Raw genomic sequence first — 19,722 nt, forward strand, 5'->3', positions numbered from 1 at the left:
GCAGAAGTCCCCTCCGGCTTCTGTGTGGTCCGTCCCCAAGGAGGCCCCGTGCCACCGTCCGTACCGTCCCTGCCGCGACGCGTCGCACGCACGCTGCGTACCTCACTGTTCGCGCAGGTCCTCTGCGCGCTCGTCCTCGGAATCGTCGTCGGGAAGCTGTGGCCGGACACGGCCACGGCTCTCCAGCCGCTCGGCGACGGTTTCACCCGGCTCATCAAGACGGTGATCTCGCCGCTGGTGTTCTGCGTGGTCGTCGTCGGCATCGCCAAGGCCGGTGACCTGAAGGCGTTCGGCCGGATCGGGGTCAAGGCCCTGATCTGGTTCGAGGTGGCCTCCACGGCCGCCCTGGTCATCGGCCTCGTCGCCGCCAACGTCGTGGGCCCCGGCAGGGGCATGAACGTCGACCCCTCGTCGCTGGACGCCTCCGCGGTGAACGAGACCACGGGCGGCGGCCAGCTGCCCTCGACCACCGAGTTCGTCCTGAACGCGCTGCCGCAGAGCTTCATCGGTGCCTTCGCCGACAACGAGCTGCTCCAGGTGCTCATCCTGGCCTGCCTGGTGGGCGCGGCCCTGCTCCACCTCGGGCACACCAGGGTGCCGAAGATCCTGCCCGCGATCGAGCAGGCCCAGGAGATCATCTTCGCGGTCGTCGGCTTCGTGATGCGGCTGGCCCCGCTCGCGGTGTTCGGCGCCATGGCCCACCTGGTCGGCAACTACGGGCTGGGCGTGATGAAGACGTACGCCAAGCTCATCGTGCTCTGCTACGTCGCGGCCGCGCTGTTCATCGTGCTGCTCGCCGTCGCCCTGCGGATGGTGACCGGGCTCAGCCTCTGGAAGTTCCTGCGCTACATCCGCGAGGAGATGCTGCTCGCGCTCGGCACCGCCTCCACCGAGTCCGTCATGCCGCGCGTGATGCAGAAGCTGCGCCGGGCCGGCGCCCGCGACGACGCCGTGGGCCTGGTGCTGCCCACCGGTTACTCGTTCAACCTCGACGGCGCCTCGCTCTACCTGTCGATCGGCACCCTGTTCATCGCCCAGGCGGTGGGCGTGGACCTGACTTTGGGGCAGCAGGTCACCGTGGTCCTGGTGCTGATGCTGACCAGCAAGGGCATGGCGGGCATCCCCGGCTCGGCGTTCCTCGCCCTGGCCGCGACGGCCTCGTCCCTCGGTGCCATTCCGGCCGGGGCCGTCGCCCTGCTCCTCGGCGTGGACCGCATCATGGACTCGATGCGGGTCGTCACGAACCTGCTGGGCAACTGCGTGGCCGTCTTCGCCGTGTCCCGCTGGGAGGGGGCGCTGGACCTCGCCCGGGCGAAGAAGACGCTCGACGGCGAGGAGACGGACCCGCCCCAGGACGGCGACGGCGACGACGCTCCGGCGGTCGAGCCGACCACGGCCGAGACTCCGGCGCCGGGCATCCCCGCCCAGAAGCCCAAGGAGCCCGCTCCCGAGGTCGGTTGACCGAAAACGAACGGGCCGCGGCCGCCGCTCCATCACAAGGAGCGGCGGCCGCGGCCCGTCGTGCGTCCCCCGGGTGTCAGCAGGAACGCACCGGCGTCCCGTCGATCAAGGTGTCCAGCAGCCCCCCGAGCGCCTCGCGCTGATCCTCCGTCAGCGGCGCGAGGATCTCCTCCGCGGCCGACCTGCGCGCCGCCCGCAGCTCGCGCAGCGCGCCCCGGCCGTCGTCCGTGAGCTCGATGCGGATCACGCGCCGGTTCGCCGGATCCGGCACCCGCCGCACCTTGCCGCCGGCCTCCAGGGCGTCGACCAGGGTCGTCACGGCCCGGGGCACCACCTCCAGGCGCTCGGCCAGATCCGCCATGCGCGGCGGCGAGCCCCAGTGCGCCAGGGTGCGCAGCAGCCGGGACTGGGCCGGCGTGATGCCCAGCTCGCGCTGCTCCAGATGGCGCTTCTGGATGCGGTGCACCCGGCGGGTGAGCCGGAGCAACTGCTCGGCGAGCAGGCCGTCGGGATCGGGGGTGGTCATGCGGGAACAATATCAGGATGAAGTTCATTGTGAGTATAGGTAACAATGAGCTGTGATCCGACCCGCCGCACCCCCGCGAAGGAGCCCATGCACCCCGACCACGAAGCTCCCTGGACCCCACCCGCCGACGCGAAGGAACAGCCCCGGCAGGTCCGCCGCATCCTCCGGCTCTTCCGCCCCTACCGGGGCCGTCTCGCGGTCGTCGGCCTGCTGGTCGGCGCCTCCTCGCTGGTCTCGGTCGCCACGCCCTTCCTGCTGAAGGAGATCCTCGACGTCGCGATCCCCGAGGGGCGCACCGGCCTGCTCAGCCTGCTCGCCCTCGGCATGATCCTCAGTGCCGTCCTCACCAGCGTCTTCGGCGTGCTGCAGACGCTCATCTCCACGACGGTCGGCCAGCGCGTCATGCACGACCTGCGCACCGCCGTCTACGGCCGGCTCCAGCGCATGTCCCTCGCGTTCTTCACACGCACGCGCACGGGCGAGGTCCAGTCCCGCATCGCCAACGACATCGGCGGCATGCAGGCCACCGTCACCTCCACGGCGACGTCCCTGGTCTCGAACCTCACCAGCGTGGTCGCCACGATCGTCGCGATGATCGCCCTCGACTGGCGCCTGACGGTCGTCTCGCTGCTGTTGCTGCCGGTGTTCGTGTGGATCAGCCGCCGCGTCGGCGACGAACGGCGGAAGATCACCACCCGGCGCCAGAAGCAGATGGCCGCCATGGCCGCCACGGTCACCGAGTCGCTCTCCGTCAGCGGCATCCTGCTCGGCCGCACGATGGGCCGCTCCGACTCGCTGACGAGGTCCTTCGCCGACGAGTCCGAGGAACTCGTCGACCTGGAGGTGCGGTCGAACATGGCCGGCCGGTGGCGCATGGCCGTCATCACGATCGTCATGGCCGCCCTGCCCGCCGTCATCTACTGGACCGCCGGCATGGCCCTCCAGCTGGGCGGGCCCGAGGTCTCCATCGGCACGATCGTCGCCTTCGTCTCGCTCCAGCAGGGCCTGTTCCGCCCGGCCGTGAGCCTGTTGTCGACCGGCGTGCAGATCCAGACCTCGCTCGCCCTCTTCCAGCGCATCTTCGAATACCTCGACCTGCCGATCGACATCACCGAACGTCCGGACCCGGTCCGCCTCGACCGGATCAAGGGCGAGGTCCGCTTCGAGCACGTCTCCTTCGGCTACGACGACCAGGGCGGCCCCGTCCTCGACGGCATCGACCTCACCGTCCCGGCCGGCGGCAGCCTCGCCGTCGTCGGCCCCACCGGCGCGGGCAAGTCCACGCTCGGCTACCTGGTCCCGCGTCTCTACGACGTCACCGGCGGCCGGGTCACCCTCGACGGGGTCGACGTCCGCGACCTCGACTTCGACACCCTGGCCCGCGCGGTCGGCGTCGTCTCGCAGGAGACGTACCTCTTCCACGCCTCCGTCGCCGACAACCTGCGCTTCGCCAAGCCCGACGCCACCGACGAGGAGCTGCACCGGGCGGCGAAGGCGGCCCAGATCCACGACCACATCGCGTCCCTGCCCGACGGCTACGACACCGTCGTCGGCGAGCGCGGCCACCGCTTCTCCGGCGGCGAGAAGCAGCGCCTGGCCATCGCCCGCACGATCCTGCGCGACCCGCCGGTCCTCGTCCTCGACGAGGCCACCAGCGCGCTGGACACCCGCACCGAGGCCGCGGTCCAGGACGCCATCGACGCCCTGTCGGCGAACCGCACCACGATCACCATCGCCCACCGGCTCTCCACCGTCCGGAGCGCCGACCAGATCGTGGTCCTCGACGCGGGGCGGGCGGTCGAACGCGGCACACACGAGGAACTGCTCGAACAGGACGGCCGGTACGCGGCGCTCGTACGCCGGGACGCCCAACTGGAACCGACAAGATGAAAATATGCCGGGTTTGTGACGATATGCGGGTTACCGTGCCCGCATGCAGAACAACACTCCGCCACGGAGCACGATTCGACTGACGCGCCGCGGCCGTATCGCCCTCGTCGCGACCGGAGCCGTCGTGGTCGGCACCGCCGTGGCGGTGCCGCTGCTGACCCTGGCGCCCGAGGAGGACGGCCGGCCCACGACCCTGGTGATCCCCGAGGGCTGGCGCGCGAGCCAGGTCTACGCCGCCGTCGACAAGGCCCTCGCCCTGCCCCCCGGCAGCACGAAGAAGTCCCTCGCGAAGGCGATGCTGAAACTGCCGAACGACGCCGAGGGCAACCCCGAGGGCTACCTCTTCCCGGCGACCTATCCACTCCAGGAGAAGGCCACCCCGGAGAAGCTCCTGGCGCTGATGGTCGACACGGCGAACGAGAAGTTCAACGGCGCCCCCATCGCCGCGGGGGCGCAGCGCAACGCCATGAACGTCTACCAGGCCGTCACCATCGCGAGCATCGTCCAGGCGGAGGCGGCCAGCCCCGCCGACATGGGCAAGGTGGCCCGGGTGATCTTCAACCGCCTGGAGCGCGGCATGCCGCTGCAGATGGACTCCACCCTCAACTACGCCCTGAACCGCGCCACGCTCCGCACGACGGCGAGCGACACGCGCATCGACAGCCCCTACAACTCGTACCAGCGCATGGGGCTCCCGCCCACGCCCATCGACAACCCCGGCGAGGAGGCGATGCGCGCCGCCGTCAACCCGCCCCCGGGCGACTGGCTGTACTTCGTCACGGTCAAGCCGGGCGACACCCGCTTCACCGCGGACTACCGCGAACACACCCGCAACGTGGCGGAGTTCAACGCCCACCGGAAGAGCAGGGCCGAGCGCTCCTGAGGGGCGCGGGTGGTGCTCTACGCCGCGGCCGGTTCCCGGTCCAGCAGCCGCCTGATGTCGCGGACGGCCGCCCGGCCCGCACGGTTCGCGCCGATCGTGCTGGCCGAGGGGCCGTAGCCGACGAGGTGGACGCGGGGGTCGGCGGCCGCGTGCGTGCCCTCCATGCGGATGCCGCCGCCCGGGCCGCGCAGCCGCAGCGGAGCCAGGTGGTCGATGGCGGCCCGGAACCCGGTGGCCCACAGGATGACGTCGGCGTCGACGTGCCGGCCGTCGTTCCATGCGACCCCGTCCGGGGTGATCCGGTCGAACATCGGCTGCCGGTCCAGCACGCCGTCCTCGATGCCCTGCCGGATCGCGTCGTTCAGCGGCAGCCCCGTCACCGAGACCACGCTGCGGGGCGGCAGTCCCTGCCGTACCCGTTCCTCGACGAGCGCGACGGCCGCCCGGCCCGCGTCCTCGTCGAAGGGGCCTTCGCGGAAGACGGGCGGACGCCGGGTCACCCATGTGGTGGCCGCGGCGTACGAGGCGATCTCCAGCAGGTGCTGCGTGCCCGAGGCGCCGCCGCCCACCACCACGACCCGCTGCCCGGCGAACTCCTCCGGCCCGGGGTACTGCGCGGTGTGCAACTGCCGCCCCCGGAAGGTCTCCTGACCCGGATAACGCGGCCAGAACGGCCGGTCCCAGGTGCCGGTCGCGTTGATCAGCGCCCGCGTCGACCACACGCCGTCCGAGGTCTCCACCAGCAGTCGCCCGCCGGTCCCCTCGCGCACCGCCCGGACGTCGACCGGCCGCCGCACCCGCAGGTCGAAGGTCCGCTCGTACCGGTCGAAGTACGCACTGATCACCTCGGCCGAAGGCCGCGTCGGGTCCGCGTCCGTGAGCTCCATCCCCGGCAGCGCGTGCATGCCGTGCACCTTGCCGTAGGTCAGCGACGGCCAGCGGAACTGCCAGGCGCCGCCGGGACCGGGGGAGTGGTCCAGCACGACGAAGTCGCGGTCCGGCTCGAAACCGGATCGTCGCAGGTGATAGGCGCCGGCCAGACCGGCCTGACCAGCGCCTATGACGACTACCTCGACCTCGCGCGTGTTGTTCACGCTTCTACTAACCACGGGACGGTCGTGGATCTTCCCGCTCTACGACCCCTCCGAGGGCCGTGCCGCCGAGGTCGACGGCGGCAGGTCGCCGTTGAACCGGGTGTCCGCGAACTCGGCGAAGTCGACCTTGCGGGGGATGAGCTTCAGGGCCGTGAACGTGTCGGCGATCTCCTGCTCGGAGGCGATCAGCGGCTTGTCGACGGCGACCGCGATCCGGCTCGTGTAGGTGCGCTTGACCGCCGCCAGTGCCACGTCCTCGGGGAGCCCGGTGTCCTTCGCCCAGACCTTGGCCCACTCCTCCTCGTGGTCGTACACCCAGGTGTAGGCGCGCCGCAGCCGCTCCAGGTAGTCCTTGACGGCCGCGGCCTTCTTGCCGTCCTTCAGCGCGGCCGGGGCGGCGACCTGGAAGGTGAGCCCGTTGGTCACGCCGTCGCCGTCGGTCAGGACACGGCCCTGCCCGGCCTTGAGCACCTGCGAGGTGTACGGGTCCCACACCGCCCACGCGTCGACCTTGCCGGAGGTGAACGCCGCCAGCGCGTCGGCCGGCTGGAGGTACTTGACCTTGACGTCGCTCAGGCTCAGCCCGGCCTTCTTCAGGGACGCGACCAGCTGGAAGTGGGCGGAGGAGCCCTGCGCGACGGCGACCGACCTGCCCTTGAGCTGCCCGGGGCTCTTCAGGGTCGAGTCGTTCGGGACGAGGATGGTGTCGCCCTTGGACGTGCCGTGCCAGGCGGCCACGACCTTGATCTTCGAACCCGCCCCGGCCGCGAAGACCGGCGGGGTGTTGCCGACGCCTCCGATGTCGACGGCGCCGGCGTTGACGGCCTCCAGCAGGGGCGGCCCCGAGGTGAACGTCGACCATTTGATCCTGTAGTCCAGGTTCTTCAGTTCCCCGGCGGCCCGCAGGATGGCCTCCGAACCGCCCTTCTGGTCACCGACCTCGATCGTGACCGGGCCTTGGCCGTCGGTGCCGCCGTCCGGCGTACTGGCGGCCGAGTTCCCGCCGCAGGCGGTGAGCAGCAGGGCGAGGGGGAGGAGCAGGGCGGCGGGGACGAGGCGTCGTCGCATGGCGGTTCCGTTCGTGGTGGGCCGTACGTGTGATCGTGCGTGTGGCCGTACGTGTGGTCGTGCGTGTGGGGCGAGCGCGGAAGGGTCAGGCGGCTTCGGCGGCCGTGGCCTCGACGCCCAGGCGTTCGAGGAGTCCGGCGCGCAGGGCGGCGAAACGCGGGTCGGTGATGTCGCGGGGGCGGTCGAGGTCGACGCGCTGCTCGTGGGCGATGACACCGCAGTCCATCACCAGGACACGGTCGGCGAGCAGCACGGCCTCCTCCACGTCGTGGGTGACGAGGAGCACCGCGCAGCCCCGGCGCTGCCACAGCTCGCCCACGAGCCGCTGGGCCTTGATGCGGGTGAGCGCGTCGAGCGCGCCGAACGGCTCGTCGAGCAGTAGCAGATCGGGCTCGCGCACCAGCGCGCGGGCCAGCGAGGCGCGCTGGGCCTCGCCGCCGGAGAGGGTCTTGGGCCAGGCGTCCGAGCGGTGGCCGAGGCCGACCTCGTCCAGCGCCCGCTCGGCGACGCCGCGATCGGGCTTGCCGGGCAGGCGCAGCAGGACGTTGCGCCACACCTTCTTCCACGGCATCAGCCGCGGGGCCTGGAAGGCGACGGCCTTGCGGCGCGGCACCAGCACGGTGCCCTCGATGTCGCGGTCGAGACCGGCGAGGATCCGCAGCAGCGTCGACTTGCCGCAGCCGCTGCGGCCGAGCAGGGCCACGAACTCGCCCGGCCGGACGTCCAGTCGCAGGTCGTCGATGACGGCGCGTCCGTCGAAGGAGCGGGTGAGCCCCTGAACATGGACCGCCCGGGGGGTCACCGGCCGGTGAACGTCGGTCGCCATTGCAGCAGCACCTTTTCGAGAGAGCGGACGATGAAGTCGGCGAGCAGGCCGAGGAAGGCGTAGACGACCAGGCAGACCACGATCACGTCGGTCCGCAGGAAGTCCCGGGCCTGCACCATGAGGAACCCGATGCCGGAGTCGGCGTTGACCTGCTCGGCGAAGACCAGCGCGAGCCAGGCGATGCCGAGCGAGTAGCGCAGGCCGGTCATCGCGCCGGGCAGCGCACCCGGCAGCACGACGTGCCGCACGAGCCCCCACCGCGACAACCCGAGGGACTCCCCGGCCTCGATCAACTGGGCGTCCACGCCCCGGATCCCGGCGTAGACGTTGAGGTAGAGCGGGAAGGTCACGCCGAGCGTGATGATGGCGACCTTGGGGGCCTCGCCGATGCCGAACCAGATGATGAACAGGGGGATGAGACCCACGAACGGCACGGTCCGCAGCATCTGCACGGGCGCGTCGACGAGGTCCTCGCCGATCCGGAACAGCCCGGAGATCAGGGCGAGTCCCGTCCCCACGACGAGGCCCAGCAGCAGCCCGGCGGCGACCCGCCGCAGCGAGGTGCCCATGGCCGCGGGCAGCGAGCCGTCGGCGACCATGTCCCCGGCGACCCGGGCGATCCGGCCGGGCGAGGCCAGCACGTCCGGGGGCAACGCCCCGGTGCTGCTGAGGAGTTGCCACAGTGCCAGCAGCAGGACCGGGCCGGTGGTACGGCGCAGCCAGCGGGGGACGCGGGCGCGGCGGGAGGAGGCGGGCACCAGGGGCTGGAGGTCGAGATCCGCGCCCGACACGGGCGACATGTCGGGTGGGGAGGAAGTGGGCGGCGCATGACTGATGCTCATGGGGGCTCCACGGGAGAAGAGCGAGGGCCGGGGTGAGGGCACACCTCCACGCCTCGCCGGCGCCGCGCCGACGACCGGATCAGGACCGATCAGCGTGCAGGCGCGACGGGGGCGAGGAAGAGAAGGCGAAAGAGGTGAAGCGGGGGAAGGGCGTCAGCGGCCGCGGCGACACGCGGCGGAGGCCACCCGCAGCAGGTCGATGTGACCGCGCGTGGTGAGCAGGGCTGAACGCAACATGCGCCCGAACCTAGCCAGCCGGCATGCACACGGTCAACGGGCGTCTCGGTCAGTGGACTCGGTGTCCGTACTCGGTCCGGCGCATCCCCGTCGAAACCGGCGGGTGCGTCAGGATGGAGGGCATGTCAGATGCTTTCACCACCCGAGTCCTGAACGTCACCACCGGTTCCACGGAGAGGGTCGTCGACATCACCGGCGACTGCGAGTCCTTCCTGCGCGAGGCGGCCGCCGGCCGCGACGGCCTGCTCAACGTCTTCGTGCCGCACGCGACGGCCGGGATCGCCGTTCTGGAGACCGGCGCCGGCAGCGACGACGACCTGCTGGCCGCGCTGCACACGCTGCTGCCCGCCGACGACCGCTGGCAGCACCGGCACGGCAGCCCCGGCCACGGCCGCGACCACGTCCTGCCGGCCCTGGTGCCGCCCCACGCGACCCTGCCGGTGCTGGGCGGCCGCCTGGAGCTCGGGACGTGGCAGTCGGTGTGCCTGGTGGACACCAACAGGGACAACCCGGATCGCAAGGTGCGGCTGAGTTTCCTGGGGTGAGCGCGGCCCGCCCGGTCCCGCCCGCCCGACCGCCGGGCCCCGGGCGCTCCGGCACACCGTGACGCGTGCCCGTAATGCCCGTATCCTCATCAATGCAAGATTTTCCTCCGACAAGTAGGAATTCTTCCCAGCAGCGGATGGTCGCGGGCACAAGTGAGGCGGAGCGTGGTTCGGTCCGGCGAGGAACCCCAGCCGGCGGGTCGTGCGACTGAGGGCACGGGGCCCGCCCGTCTTCGCGAGCGGTTCCTCCAGGGCGAGCCGGTCGAGGAGGGCGTGCGGGCGTCCATCCTGAACTCGTGGCGGCGCTGCCGATCCCTGGGCCTGTCGCCGGACGGGGCCGACCTGCCCTACCGGGACGACTTCGACCCGGGTGGCCGCATCGTCCGCGCGGCCACTCCCGTGCTGGACCGGCTGCAGACCACGTTCTCCGGCAGCCAGGTCAACATCTCGATCGCCGACGCGAACGGAACAGTCCTGCTGCGCCGCTTCGGGGACCCGTCGATGGCCCGGCGCCTCCCGGCGATCCAGGTCGTCCCCGGTTTCGTCTTCGCGGAGCAGGTCGCCGGCACCAACGGCATCGGCCTGGCGCTCGCCGAGCGGCAGTTCATCCGCGTCTACGGCGCCGAGCACTTCGCGGAGCGCTCCCAGCAGAACGCCTGTGTGGCGCTGCCCGTCCGGGACCCGCTCAGCGGGCGCATCGAGGGCGTCCTGTGCTTCGGCTACCCGCGGGGCTTCGAGCAGCCCGGGCTGGGAGCCACCATCCGCAGGGCGGCCGAGGTCATCGAGCGACGGCTGCTCGGGCAGAGCTCCGCGCACGAGCGCGCCCTGCTGCGGGCGTACGCGGCCGGCGGTGCGGAGGCCGCCGGGCTGCGCCGTGGCGCCGCGAGGGAGGCGACGGCGGACGCGTTCCACCCGCGTGACCGGGCGATCCTGATGGAGAAGGCCGCCGAGCTGATCTCCCGGGCGCAGCGGGCCGCCGTCGACGTGACCCTCCCCGACGGCCGGCGGGTGACGCTCGTGAGCCGTCCGATGACGAGTGCTTCCGGGGTGCGGGGCTTCGCCGTGGAGGCCGTGCTGCCCGGCTCCCCGGCCGGAGCGCCCCTCGTCCTGCCGCACCAGATGGACACCGTGCCGGACCTGGCCGCCCTCTCGCTCCACCCCGGCCAGATCGCCGCACTGCCCGCACGACCGTCCCTCACGCTGCCGCCCGGGCACCTGGCCGCCGAACCCGGCCCGGTGGTCACGGCCGACGGGGAGCGGGGGCCGGCCGAGCCGGGCGACGGCTCCGTGGCCGACAGGAACCGGGGCGCCGCCGGGCCTGGAGAGCCCGCCACAGCCGACCCGGGTGAGGCCGTCGTCCCGGACGGACCGGGCGGGGGCATCGTCGAGCCGGACGAGACCGTCGCCCCCGCCGGGGCCGGAACGGCCGAGCCGGATGAGACCGTCGTCCCCGGCGGCGGGGACTCCGCCCGGCCGAAGCAGACCGTCATCCCCGGGGGCGACAGGGGCACCGCCCAGCCCGGTGAGGCCCTCACCCCCGTCGGAGGCCTGGGCGTGGGGGAGGAGCGCTCCGGGTCGTCGTTCCCGGCCAGGGGGCTGCTGATGGTGGGGGAGCCGCACGTCGGGGCCTACGCCCTGGCCGCGCGCCGGCGCCTGGAGCTGCTGTCCGAGGCCAGCGCCCGCATCGGCACCACCCTGGACGTCCGCCGCACCGCCGAGGAACTGGCCGAGACGGCCGTCCCGCGGCTCGCCGACTTCGTCACCATCGACCTGCCCGACGCCGTCCTGCGCGGCGAGGAATCCGCCGACCCCTTCGCCGACCTGCGCCGCACGGTCGTCCACGGCGTCCGCGAGGGCCTGCCCTTCACCCCGCCCGGCAAGCGCATGGACTTCGGCCCGACCGCGCCGCAACTGCGCTGCCTGACCAGCGGCGAGGCGGTGCTGGAGCCGGATCTGGAGGCCGCCGCGGGCTGGCTCGCCCAGGACCCCGAGCACACCGCGCGCCTGCTGTCCCACGTCCACTCCCTCATCGCGGTGCCCCTGCTCGCCCGCGGTGTCGTCCTGGGCATCGCCAGCTTCTACCGCGCCGGGGGATCCTTCGGGGACGACGACCGCTCGCTGGCCCAGGAGCTCGCCACCCGAGCCGCCCTGTCCATCGACAACGCCCGGCGCTACACCCACGAACGCACCATGGTCCTGGCCCTCCAGCGCCGCCTGCTCCCGCACGGCCTGCCCGACCAGGACGCCGTCGAGGTCGCCCACCGCTACCTGCCCGCGGAGTCCGACGTGGGCGGCGACTGGTACGACGTCATCCCCCTGTCCGGCGCCCGCGTCGGGCTCCTCGTCGGCGACGTCGTCGGCCACGGCATGCTCTCCGCGGCCACCATGGGCCGCCTGCGCACCGCCGCCCGCAGCTTCGCCGAGCTGGACTTCCCCCCGGACGAGGTCCTGACCCACCTGGACAACCTCGTCGGGCGCCTGGACCGGGAGGATCCCGACGGCAAGGGCGCCGGAGTCATCGGCGCGACCTGCCTGTACGCCGTCTACGACCCGGCCGAGCAGCAGTGTCTGATGGCCCGGGCCGGGCACCCGCCGCCCGCGCTCGTCCACCCCGACGGCACCGTGACCTACCCCGACCTGCCGGCCGGGCCTCCGCTCGGCCTCGGGGGACTGCCCTTCGACGCCGTGGAGGTCGACCTCCCCGAGGGCAGTCAGCTGGTCCTCTACACCGACGGCCTCATCGAGGACCGGCACCGCGACGTCGACGTCGTCCTGGAGCAGCTGCGCGCGGTCCTGGCCCATCCCGAGCGCGCTCCGGAGGAGACCTGCCAGGCGGTCCTGGACACCGTGGCACCCGCCCACCCGCACGACGACATCGCCCTGCTCGTCGCCCGCGTCCACGCCCTCGACCCGGAGCGGATCGCCACCTGGGAGCTGTCCGCCGACCCGGCCCTCGTCGGCGAGGTCCGGGCCTCCGCCATGCGGCGCCTGGCCGACTGGGGGCTCGACGAGACCGCGTTCGCCGCGGAGCTGATCCTCAGCGAGCTGATCACCAACGCCATGCGGCACGGCGCCGGCCCCATCCGGGTGCGGCTGCTGTACGGCCGCACCCTGATCTGCGAGGTCTCCGACGCCAGCAACACCGCCCCCCACCTGCGCCGGGCGGCCAGCACCGACGAGGGCGGTCGCGGCCTGTTCCTGGTCGCGCAGCTCTCGCAGAGCTGGGGCACGCGCTACCTGCCCGAGGGCAAGGTCATCTGGGCCGAGTGCGGGCTCGACGCGGCCTGACACCCCGTCCGCCGCAGCACAGGCACACCACACCTGAAAGATGCCCGAAATGCTGTAATTTGTTCGGGTGCGTGACGCTCCCGACACCCCAGCGAAGGCGGCCTCACCCTTCGGCCCGGAGCCCCTGGTCCGCGTCCGGGGCCTCGGCAAGCGGTTCGGCGGCACCGTCGCGCTGGCCGGGGTCGACCTCGACGTCCACGCCGGCAGCGTCCTCGCCCTGCTCGGGCCCAACGGCGCCGGGAAGTCCACACTCATCAAGATCCTCGCCGGGGTCCACCAGGCCGACGCCGGACAGATCACCGTCGCCGGACACCCTCTCGGCAGCCACACCGCCACCCGGAGCATGTCCTTCATCCACCAGGACCTCGGCCTCGTGGACTGGATGACGGTCGCCGAGAACATCGCCCTGACCACCGGGTACGCGCGCCGGGCCGGGCTGATCTCCTGGCGCCGCACCCGCGAGCGCTGCGTCGGCGCCCTGCGGATCGTCGCCGGACACCTCGACCCGGACACGCCGGTCTCCGCGCTCGCGCCCGCCGACCGCTCACTGGTCGCGATCGCCCGGGCCCTGGCGGCCCGCGCACGGGTCATCGTCCTCGACGAGCCGACCGCCCGCCTGCCCGCCGCGGACAGCGCCCGGCTCTTCCGCGTCCTGCACGACCTGCGCGACCGCGGCCACGCCATCCTCTACGTCACGCACCGGCTGGACGAGGTGTACCAGGTCGCCGACACCTTCGCCGTCCTGCGCGACGGCCGGCTCGTCAGCCACGGCCGGCTCGCCGGCCACAGCCCCGCCCGCCTGGTCCACGACATCGTCGGCGAGGAGGAGGAACCGGCCGCCCACCGCCCCGCCGGGGCCCCGGCCCACGCGCCGGCCGTCCTGACCCTCGACGGCGTCCGCACCGCCCGGACCGGACCGGTCGACCTGGAACTCGCCGCCGGGGAGGTCCTCGGCCTGGTCGGCCTCTCGGACGCCGGGCACACGGACCTCGGCCGCGCCCTGGCCGGTGCCGGCCCCCTCCTGGGCGGACGGGCCGTGCTCCACGGACGGCCGTACCGCCCCCGCACGGTCGCGGAGGCCGTCGCCCGCGGCGTCGGCTTCGTGCCCGGCGACCGGCTGCGGGAGGGCTGCCTCGCCGAGCTGACCGTGCGGGAGAACCTCCTCGCCAACCCCCGCGCGGGAGGCGGACCCGCGCCCCACTGGATCGGCCCGCGCCGCGAACGCGCCCGGGCCGCCGCCCTGATCGACCGCTTCGCGGTACGCCCCCGCGACAGCGAGACCCCCATCGCCACGCTCTCCGGCGGGAACCAGCAGAAGGTCATGATCGGGCGCTGGCTCCGGGCGGACCTGCGGCTGCTGATCCTGGAGGAGCCGACCGCGGGCGTCGACGTCGGAGCCAAGGCCGCGATCCACCGCCTGCTCCGGGAGGCGCTGGAAGCCGGCCTGGCGGTCCTGCTGCTCTCCACCGACTTCGAGGAGGTCGCGGGCGTGTGCCGGCGCACCCTGGTCTTCGTCCGCGGGGCCGTGACGGCGGAGCTGAGCGGCCCGGCCCTCACCGTCGCCGGACTCACCCGGGCGGCCTCGGCCATGCCCCCGTCCGCCGCCGTGCGCCCATGACGCCGCCGCCCCGGCCGCGAAGCCGCCCCGGCCGTCCGCGCCGCCCGGGCGGGCACCACATCGGCGCCTACGGCCTGCTCGTCCTCACCGCCCTGCTCTGGCTGGTCTTCTCCCTCGCCCTGCCGGACACCTTCCCCACCCTGGACACCGTCGACTCGATCCTGTCCACCCAGTCGATCCCGGCCGTGCTGGCACTCGCCGCCATGGTCCCCATCGTCACCGGCGCGTTCGACCTCTCCATCGGCTACGGCCTCGGCCTCGCCCACGTGATGGTGATGCGGCTCGTGGTGCACGAGGGCTGGCCCTGGCCGCTCGCCTGCCTCACCGTGATCGCCGGAGGGCTGGTGGTGGGCGTCCTCAACGGCGTCATCGTCGAGTTCGGCCGGATCGACTCCTTCATCGCGACCCTCGGGACCGGCAGCATGATGTACGCCGTGACCGGCTGGGTCACCGACGGCGGCCGGATCGTCCCGGGCCCGCAGGGGCTGCCGCCCGCCTTCACCGACCTCTACGACTCCACGTTCCTCGGCCTGCCGGTCCCCGCCTTCTACGTGCTGGCCCTCGCGGCCGTCCTCTGGCTGGCGCTGGAGCGGCTGCCGCTCGGCCGGTACCTCTACGTCGTCGGGTCGAACCCCCGCGCGGCCGACCTCGTCGGCATCCCGACCCGGACGTACACCGTCTACGCGTTCGCCGCCTCGGGGCTGATCGTCGGCTTCGCCGGGGTACTGCTCGCCGCGCAGCAGCAGATCGGCAACCCGAGCGTCGGCCTCGACTACCTGCTGCCCGCCTTCGTCGGCGCCCTCCTCGGCTCCACGGCGATCAGACCCGGCCGGCCCAACGCCCTGGGCACCGTCGTCGCCGTCGCCGTGCTCGCCGTCGGCCTCACCGGCATCGCCCAACTGGGCGCCGACTTCTGGACGGTCCCGCTGTTCCACGGCGGCACCCTGCTCGTCGCCGTCGGCCTGGCCGGATACGCCGCCCGTCGCAGACTGCGCGGCGGTGCCGCGGCCCGCGCCGCCCCCGCCGCGCCGCCCCCGCCGCCGTCCGCCACGGCACCGGAGGGCGGCCCCGCCGGTCCACCCTCATGATCCGCTCCGGCCCACCCTCCTGACCCACTCCGCCGACCCCCTGACCCGCTCCGGCCCACCCCCTGACCGCTCCCCACGCCCCACCGCGTCGATCCCCCCACAGGAGCTACCGTGCACCGCACCCGCAAGGCCGCCCCCGGAGTCCGCGCCGCGCGGCTCGCCTGCTGCGCCCTGCTGGCGGCGGCCACCGCCCTCCTCGGCTGCGAACGCGGCTCCTCGGACGGCCCGGACGAGACGGCGACCGGGCGCAACGGCTGCCCCGACGTCCACGCCCGGGCCCAGGACGCCGTCAAGCGGGCGGAGCGGACGGACATCCCCTGGGGCGGACCCACCGACGGCCCGGAGGCGGTGTCCGGCAAGACGATCGTCTACGTCGCCCAGACCATGACCAACCCCGGTGTCGCGGGCGCCGCGAGGGGGGTCCGGGAGGCCGCGCGGGCCATCGGCTGGAACGTCCGGGTGATCGACGGCGCGGGCACCCCGGCCGGCATCCAGGCCGCCATGAGCGAGGCCGTGGCCCTGCGCCCCTCGGGCATCGTCATCGGCGGGTTCGACCCCGGCTCGACGGCGCAGCAGGTCGCGCGGGCCAACGCGCAGCGCATCCCGCTCATCGGCTGGCACGCGGTCCCCGAGCCCGGTCCCAGCCGGCAGCCCGAGCTCTTCACCAACGTCACCACCCGCGTCGAGGACGTGGCCCGCATCAGCGCGCAGTGGATCATCTCCGACTCGGACGGGCGCGCCGGGGTCGTGCTCATCACCGACGCGTCGATCCCCTTCGCCAGGAACAAGTCCGACCTGATCAGGAAGGAGCTGACGAGCTGTCAGGGGGTGCGGTTGCTCTCGGTGGAGAACATCCCGATCCCGGACGCGAGCAGCCGCACCCCGCGCGAGATCTCCTCCCTGCTCTCCCGGTTCCAGGACCGGTGGACCCACTCCGTCGCCATCAACGACCTGTACTTCGCCGACGCCGCCCCCGCCTTCCGCGCGGCCGGCGAGAAGGGCTCGGGCCCGCCCTTCAACATCGGCGCCGGCGACGGCGACCCCTCCGCCTTCCAGCGCATCAACAGCCGGCAGTACCAGGCCGCCACCGTCCCCGAGCCGCTGTCCCTCCAGGGCTGGCAGATCGTCGACGAGTTCAACCGCGCCTTCGCGGGCCGCCCCGCCAGCGGGTACGTGGCGCCCGTCCACATCGCCACCGCCGACAACAGCGCCGGCGCCACGAGCTGGGATCCCGCGGGCTACCGGGAGGCCTACCGCAAGATCTGGGGGAAGTGACGACCGGTCAGCGTGCCGATCTCTTCACGGAACATGCACGGAACCTCGGGATCCCTTTAAGTTTCAAGCGCTAGTGTCGCCGTCAGTCGAGTGGCCGCCGGGGTCGATCCGAGCGGGGCCCGTCCGTGGCGGCCCTCACAACCCCCACCCCAGGCACAGGAGACTCGGCGTGTTCGACGGCGACGTAGTGGTGATCGGCGGCGGCTACGCCGGTGTCCGGCTGGCGCGGCGGCTGGACGGCACGGCCCGGGTCACGCTGGTGGACCGCAAGGAGGTCTTCTTCCACCGCATCGCCTCCCTGCGCGCCGGTGTCCGGCCCGAGTGGACGCACACGCCCTTCATCCCGTACGACCGGCTGCTGCACAACGGCCGCGTGGTCGCGGGCAAGGCCGTCCGCATCGACACCGCCGAACGACAGGTCGCCCTCGCCACCGGCGAACGGCTGCCGTACGACGTCCTCGTCATCGCCACCGGCGCCGACTACCCGGAACCGGCCCGTTTCTCCGGCACCACCACCGAGGAGGCCGCCAAGTCCTTCGCCGAGCACCAGCGCAACATCGCCACGGCCGAACACGTCCTCGTCGTCGGCGGCGGCCCCGGCGGCGTCGAACTCAGCGCCGAGATCCGCCTCGCCCGGCCGGACGCCCGGGTCACGCTCGCCCACTCCGGGCCGGCCCTGCTCCACTCCACGGGCAGCGAGCGGCCGGGCCGCAAGGCACTCGCCTGGCTGGAGTCCCACGACGTGGAGGTCCGGCTCGACTCCTTCATGTCCCCCGGCAACGACTTCGGCACCTATCGCGACGCCCGCGGCACCGTCATCGAGGCCGACCTGTCCTTCTGGGCCACCGGCACCACCCCCAACACCCTCTGGCTCCGCCTGGCCGGGCACGGCGACTGGCTCAACTCCGCCGGACACGTGAAGGTCGACCGGATGCTCCGGGTCGAGGGGAAGCTCGACGTGTTCGCCGTCGGCGACGTCAACGACGCCACCGAACTCAAGATCACCCCCGCCGCACTCGCCCAGGCGGACCTCGCCGCCCACAACATCCGCGCGTACCTGCAGAGTTCCGGCAGGCACCGCAAGGAACCGCGCCTGTACCGCCCGGTCCACCGCACCCCGCTCATCGTGCCGTTCGGCGCGGCCGACGGGCTGACCATGCTGCCCGTGCCGGGCGGCGAGTCCGCGGTCCTCGGCAGCCGCACCACCACCCTGGCCAAGGCGAAGACCCTCATGACGCCCTATATGCGGCGTCAACTCGGCTACACGGCCGCCTGATCCGCGACCGGCTCCCTCCCGCACCCACCCCCGTCGTTACCCGCGAGTTCCGCCTGGGGTAGGGTCCCCACCGTTTCCGGCTACCGACTGATGGTGTGCCGGTACAGGGCGTGTCGGAGGGTGGCAAGACGATGGAATCCCAGTGGGGTGACGGCGGATCCGTGGACCTGGACGACACGTGGCTGGAGTCGCTGAATCCCGAACCGCTGCTGACCCGCGACTACGAGACGCGGCCCGCGCTCGTGTACGAGCGGCTGCGGCAGCAGCACGGCCCGGTCGCGCCGGTCGACCTGCTGGGGGTGCCCGCCTGGCTGGTCCTCGGGTACCGCGAGGCGCTGCAGGTCCTCCAGGACGACGACGGCTGGCCCAAGGGACTGGAGAACTGGCGGGCCCGCTCCGAGGGCCGGGTGCCCGCCGACTGGCCGCTCGGACCGTCTCTGGAGGTCAACCACATCCTGATCCAGGGCGGCCCCGGCTACCGGCCGCTGCGCACCGCCTGGGACGTGGCCCTCAAGCCGTTCCAGGACCCACGCCACCCCCAGGCCAAGCGCCTGAAGTCCGCCGTCACCGCCTACGCCGACGAACTGATCACGCTGGTCGGCGAGGGCGGCAGGACCGGCGTGGCCGACCTGTCCGCGCAGTTCTCCCGGCCGCTGCCGCTGATGGTGGCCAGCCATCTGCTCGGCTTCCCCGGCTCGCAGGGCGACGACGCGCTGATGGACATGTGGCGCGTGCTCGACGCGGGCCCGGACGCCGAGGCCGCGCTGGAGCGCCTGCTGGCCACCCTGGCCGAACTCGCCGCGCTGAAGCTGGAGAAGCCCGGCGACGACTTCCCCTCCTACCTCCTGGCCGCGCACCCGGACCTGTCGCTCGACCACCTGGCCCGCGAACTGTTCATGCTGCTCGGCATGACCTCCGACCACGTCGGCATCCTCATCTCCAACACCGTCGTGGAGGTCATCTCGGGCGAGAGCAGCGTGCGCGCCAGCCTGTCCGCCGGCATGGTCCGGGAGACCATGAACCGCGTGGTCATGCGCAAGCCGCCGCTGGTGAACTTCGTCCCGCGCTTCGCCGCCCGGGACACCCCGCTCGGCAACTACACGATCCACGCCGGCGACCCGGTGTGGGTCTCCTCCGCCGCCGCGCACGCCGACCCGCTCTTCGCCGACCACGTCGCCTCCGGCACCACCATCAGCACCCGGGCCCACCTGTCCTGGGGAGCCGGTCCGCGCCAGTGCCCGGCGCGGGAACTCGCCTCGACGGTCGCGGCGGCCGGTGTGGGGCGCCTGTTCGAGCGGTTCGACCACCTCGACCTCGCCCTGCCGGCCGACCAACTGCCCTGGCGCTCCTCGCCGTTCATGCGCGGACTGCGCTCGCTGCCCGTGCGGTACTCCCTCGCCTCGGCGCCGCCCGCGCGGCCGGTGACGGACGACCCCGCGCCGGAGGTCGCCCAGGAGATCCTGCCGGACCGGTCGGCCCGCCAGCGGTCCTCGCTGTGGCGCTACCTGACGGGGCTGATCCGCGGCGGGCGCTGACCGCGGACCTGGTCGAGAACACCCGGGGCACCCCGTCGTTCCTCCCGGCCCCGGGGTGACGATCTCCCGCCGCACGCGTGACGAACGGAGGTGTTCCGCGGCAGATCGACTCTGCCCGCCCGGGCCAAAGGCCACAGCGACAGCTTCGACCAGGCCCGATGTCCGGCCCCCGACGAATGGGTACGGTCCGACCTGGAAAGCTGGGTGGTCCTCACCCCCGACGGCCTGGTGCTCCCGCCGCAGGGCTGGAAGATCCACGTGTCGGCCACA

Annotated in this window: 16 protein-coding genes; 10 read left to right on the plus strand and 6 right to left on the minus strand. The window is 73.0% G+C overall.

The window, feature by feature from the left end:
* Positions 1 to 48: 48 nt before the first annotated feature.
* Positions 49 to 1,461 carry a cation:dicarboxylate symporter family transporter gene (locus ACSUPV_RS35495; RefSeq protein WP_031114899.1) on the plus strand — a complete coding sequence of 471 codons (1,413 nt, stop codon included), beginning with the start codon at positions 49 to 51 and terminating at the stop codon, positions 1,459 to 1,461.
* Between the two features lie 76 nt (positions 1,462 to 1,537).
* Here the strand turns inward: ACSUPV_RS35495 and ACSUPV_RS35500 are convergent, their stop codons facing one another.
* Positions 1,538 to 1,987, minus strand: a complete 450-nt coding sequence (locus ACSUPV_RS35500) for a MarR family winged helix-turn-helix transcriptional regulator (RefSeq protein ID WP_359795132.1) — start codon at positions 1,985 to 1,987, stop codon at positions 1,538 to 1,540.
* A gap of 87 nt (positions 1,988 to 2,074) precedes the next feature.
* On the opposite strand from ACSUPV_RS35500, the gene ACSUPV_RS35505 reads away from it, so the two are divergent.
* Positions 2,075 to 3,877 carry an ABC transporter ATP-binding protein gene (locus ACSUPV_RS35505; protein WP_436949970.1) on the plus strand — a complete coding sequence of 601 codons (1,803 nt, stop codon included), beginning with the start codon at positions 2,075 to 2,077 and terminating at the stop codon, positions 3,875 to 3,877.
* A gap of 43 nt (positions 3,878 to 3,920) precedes the next feature.
* Positions 3,921 to 4,760, plus strand: coding sequence for an endolytic transglycosylase MltG (mltG, locus tag ACSUPV_RS35510; RefSeq protein WP_436949255.1), 840 nt, complete (start codon positions 3,921 to 3,923; stop codon positions 4,758 to 4,760).
* Positions 4,761 to 4,777: 17 nt separating this feature from the next.
* Here the strand turns inward: mltG and ACSUPV_RS35515 are convergent, their stop codons facing one another.
* The 5 genes from ACSUPV_RS35515 to ACSUPV_RS35535 form a co-directional block, all read right to left on the minus strand.
* Positions 4,778 to 5,854: an NAD(P)-binding domain-containing protein gene (locus tag ACSUPV_RS35515; protein WP_382611937.1), complete on the minus strand. Its 1,077-nt coding sequence runs from the start codon at positions 5,852 to 5,854 to the stop codon at positions 4,778 to 4,780.
* A gap of 39 nt (positions 5,855 to 5,893) precedes the next feature.
* Entirely contained in the window at positions 5,894 to 6,922 is a 1,029-nt protein-coding gene (locus ACSUPV_RS35520) for an ABC transporter substrate-binding protein (protein ID WP_037761883.1), read from the minus strand.
* Positions 6,923 to 7,007: 85 nt separating this feature from the next.
* Positions 7,008 to 7,748, minus strand: coding sequence for an ABC transporter ATP-binding protein (locus ACSUPV_RS35525; RefSeq protein WP_436949256.1), 741 nt, complete (start codon positions 7,746 to 7,748; stop codon positions 7,008 to 7,010).
* Positions 7,721 to 8,590: an ABC transporter permease gene (locus ACSUPV_RS35530; protein WP_037761878.1), complete on the minus strand. Its 870-nt coding sequence runs from the start codon at positions 8,588 to 8,590 to the stop codon at positions 7,721 to 7,723. The genes ACSUPV_RS35525 and ACSUPV_RS35530 overlap by 28 nt, the downstream gene beginning before the upstream one ends.
* 153 nt (positions 8,591 to 8,743) lie before the next feature.
* Positions 8,744 to 8,827 carry a putative leader peptide gene (locus tag ACSUPV_RS35535; protein WP_313884353.1) on the minus strand — a complete coding sequence of 28 codons (84 nt, stop codon included), beginning with the start codon at positions 8,825 to 8,827 and terminating at the stop codon, positions 8,744 to 8,746.
* A gap of 122 nt (positions 8,828 to 8,949) precedes the next feature.
* Between ACSUPV_RS35535 and ACSUPV_RS35540 the strand changes: the two genes are divergently transcribed.
* The 7 genes from ACSUPV_RS35540 to ACSUPV_RS35570 all read left to right on the plus strand — a co-directional run bounded on the left by ACSUPV_RS35540 (position 8,950) and on the right by ACSUPV_RS35570 (position 19,452).
* Positions 8,950 to 9,372, plus strand: coding sequence for a secondary thiamine-phosphate synthase enzyme YjbQ (locus tag ACSUPV_RS35540; RefSeq protein ID WP_037761876.1), 423 nt, complete (start codon positions 8,950 to 8,952; stop codon positions 9,370 to 9,372).
* Positions 9,373 to 9,537: 165 nt separating this feature from the next.
* Entirely contained in the window at positions 9,538 to 12,660 is a 3,123-nt protein-coding gene (locus tag ACSUPV_RS35545; RefSeq protein ID WP_436949258.1) for a SpoIIE family protein phosphatase, read from the plus strand.
* Between the two features lie 67 nt (positions 12,661 to 12,727).
* On the plus strand, positions 12,728 to 14,278 hold the full coding sequence (locus ACSUPV_RS35550; protein WP_436949259.1) for a sugar ABC transporter ATP-binding protein: 1,551 nt from the start codon (positions 12,728 to 12,730) through the stop codon (positions 14,276 to 14,278).
* Positions 14,275 to 15,366, plus strand: coding sequence for an ABC transporter permease (locus ACSUPV_RS35555; protein ID WP_436949260.1), 1,092 nt, complete (start codon positions 14,275 to 14,277; stop codon positions 15,364 to 15,366). The genes ACSUPV_RS35550 and ACSUPV_RS35555 overlap by 4 nt, the downstream gene beginning before the upstream one ends.
* Before the next feature lie 111 nt (positions 15,367 to 15,477).
* The gene (locus ACSUPV_RS35560; protein WP_037761862.1) at positions 15,478 to 16,641 is read left to right on the plus strand and encodes a substrate-binding domain-containing protein; all 1,164 of its coding nucleotides are present in this window, start codon (positions 15,478 to 15,480) and stop codon (positions 16,639 to 16,641) included.
* Between the two features lie 169 nt (positions 16,642 to 16,810).
* On the plus strand, positions 16,811 to 17,917 hold the full coding sequence (locus tag ACSUPV_RS35565; protein ID WP_037761860.1) for an NAD(P)/FAD-dependent oxidoreductase: 1,107 nt from the start codon (positions 16,811 to 16,813) through the stop codon (positions 17,915 to 17,917).
* Positions 17,918 to 18,048: 131 nt separating this feature from the next.
* Entirely contained in the window at positions 18,049 to 19,452 is a 1,404-nt protein-coding gene (locus ACSUPV_RS35570) for a cytochrome P450 (protein ID WP_037761968.1), read from the plus strand.
* Positions 19,453 to 19,722 lie beyond the last annotated feature (270 nt).

Source organism: Streptomyces sp. SudanB52_2052, from assembly GCF_964272415.1.
GTDB classification, from domain to species: domain Bacteria; phylum Actinomycetota; class Actinomycetes; order Streptomycetales; family Streptomycetaceae; genus Streptomyces; species Streptomyces olindensis.

Excerpts from the sequence above, each read along its gene's own strand:
- ACSUPV_RS35500 (WP_359795132.1), bottom strand. The coding sequence starts at position 1,987 with ATGACCACCCCCGATCCCGACGGCCTGCTCGCCGAGCAGTTGCTCCGG.
- ACSUPV_RS35505 (WP_436949970.1), top strand. The coding sequence starts at position 2,075 with ATGCACCCCGACCACGAAGCTCCCTGGACCCCACCCGCCGACGCGAAG.
- mltG (WP_436949255.1), top strand. The coding sequence starts at position 3,921 with ATGCAGAACAACACTCCGCCACGGAGCACGATTCGACTGACGCGCCGC.
- ACSUPV_RS35520 (WP_037761883.1), bottom strand. The coding sequence starts at position 6,922 with ATGCGACGACGCCTCGTCCCCGCCGCCCTGCTCCTCCCCCTCGCCCTG.
- ACSUPV_RS35525 (WP_436949256.1), bottom strand. The coding sequence starts at position 7,748 with ATGGCGACCGACGTTCACCGGCCGGTGACCCCCCGGGCGGTCCATGTT.
- ACSUPV_RS35530 (WP_037761878.1), bottom strand. The coding sequence starts at position 8,590 with ATGAGCATCAGTCATGCGCCGCCCACTTCCTCCCCACCCGACATGTCG.
- ACSUPV_RS35535 (WP_313884353.1), bottom strand. The coding sequence starts at position 8,827 with ATGTTGCGTTCAGCCCTGCTCACCACGCGCGGTCACATCGACCTGCTG.
- ACSUPV_RS35540 (WP_037761876.1), top strand. The coding sequence starts at position 8,950 with ATGTCAGATGCTTTCACCACCCGAGTCCTGAACGTCACCACCGGTTCC.
- ACSUPV_RS35555 (WP_436949260.1), top strand. The coding sequence starts at position 14,275 with ATGACGCCGCCGCCCCGGCCGCGAAGCCGCCCCGGCCGTCCGCGCCGC.
- ACSUPV_RS35570 (WP_037761968.1), top strand. The coding sequence starts at position 18,049 with ATGGAATCCCAGTGGGGTGACGGCGGATCCGTGGACCTGGACGACACG.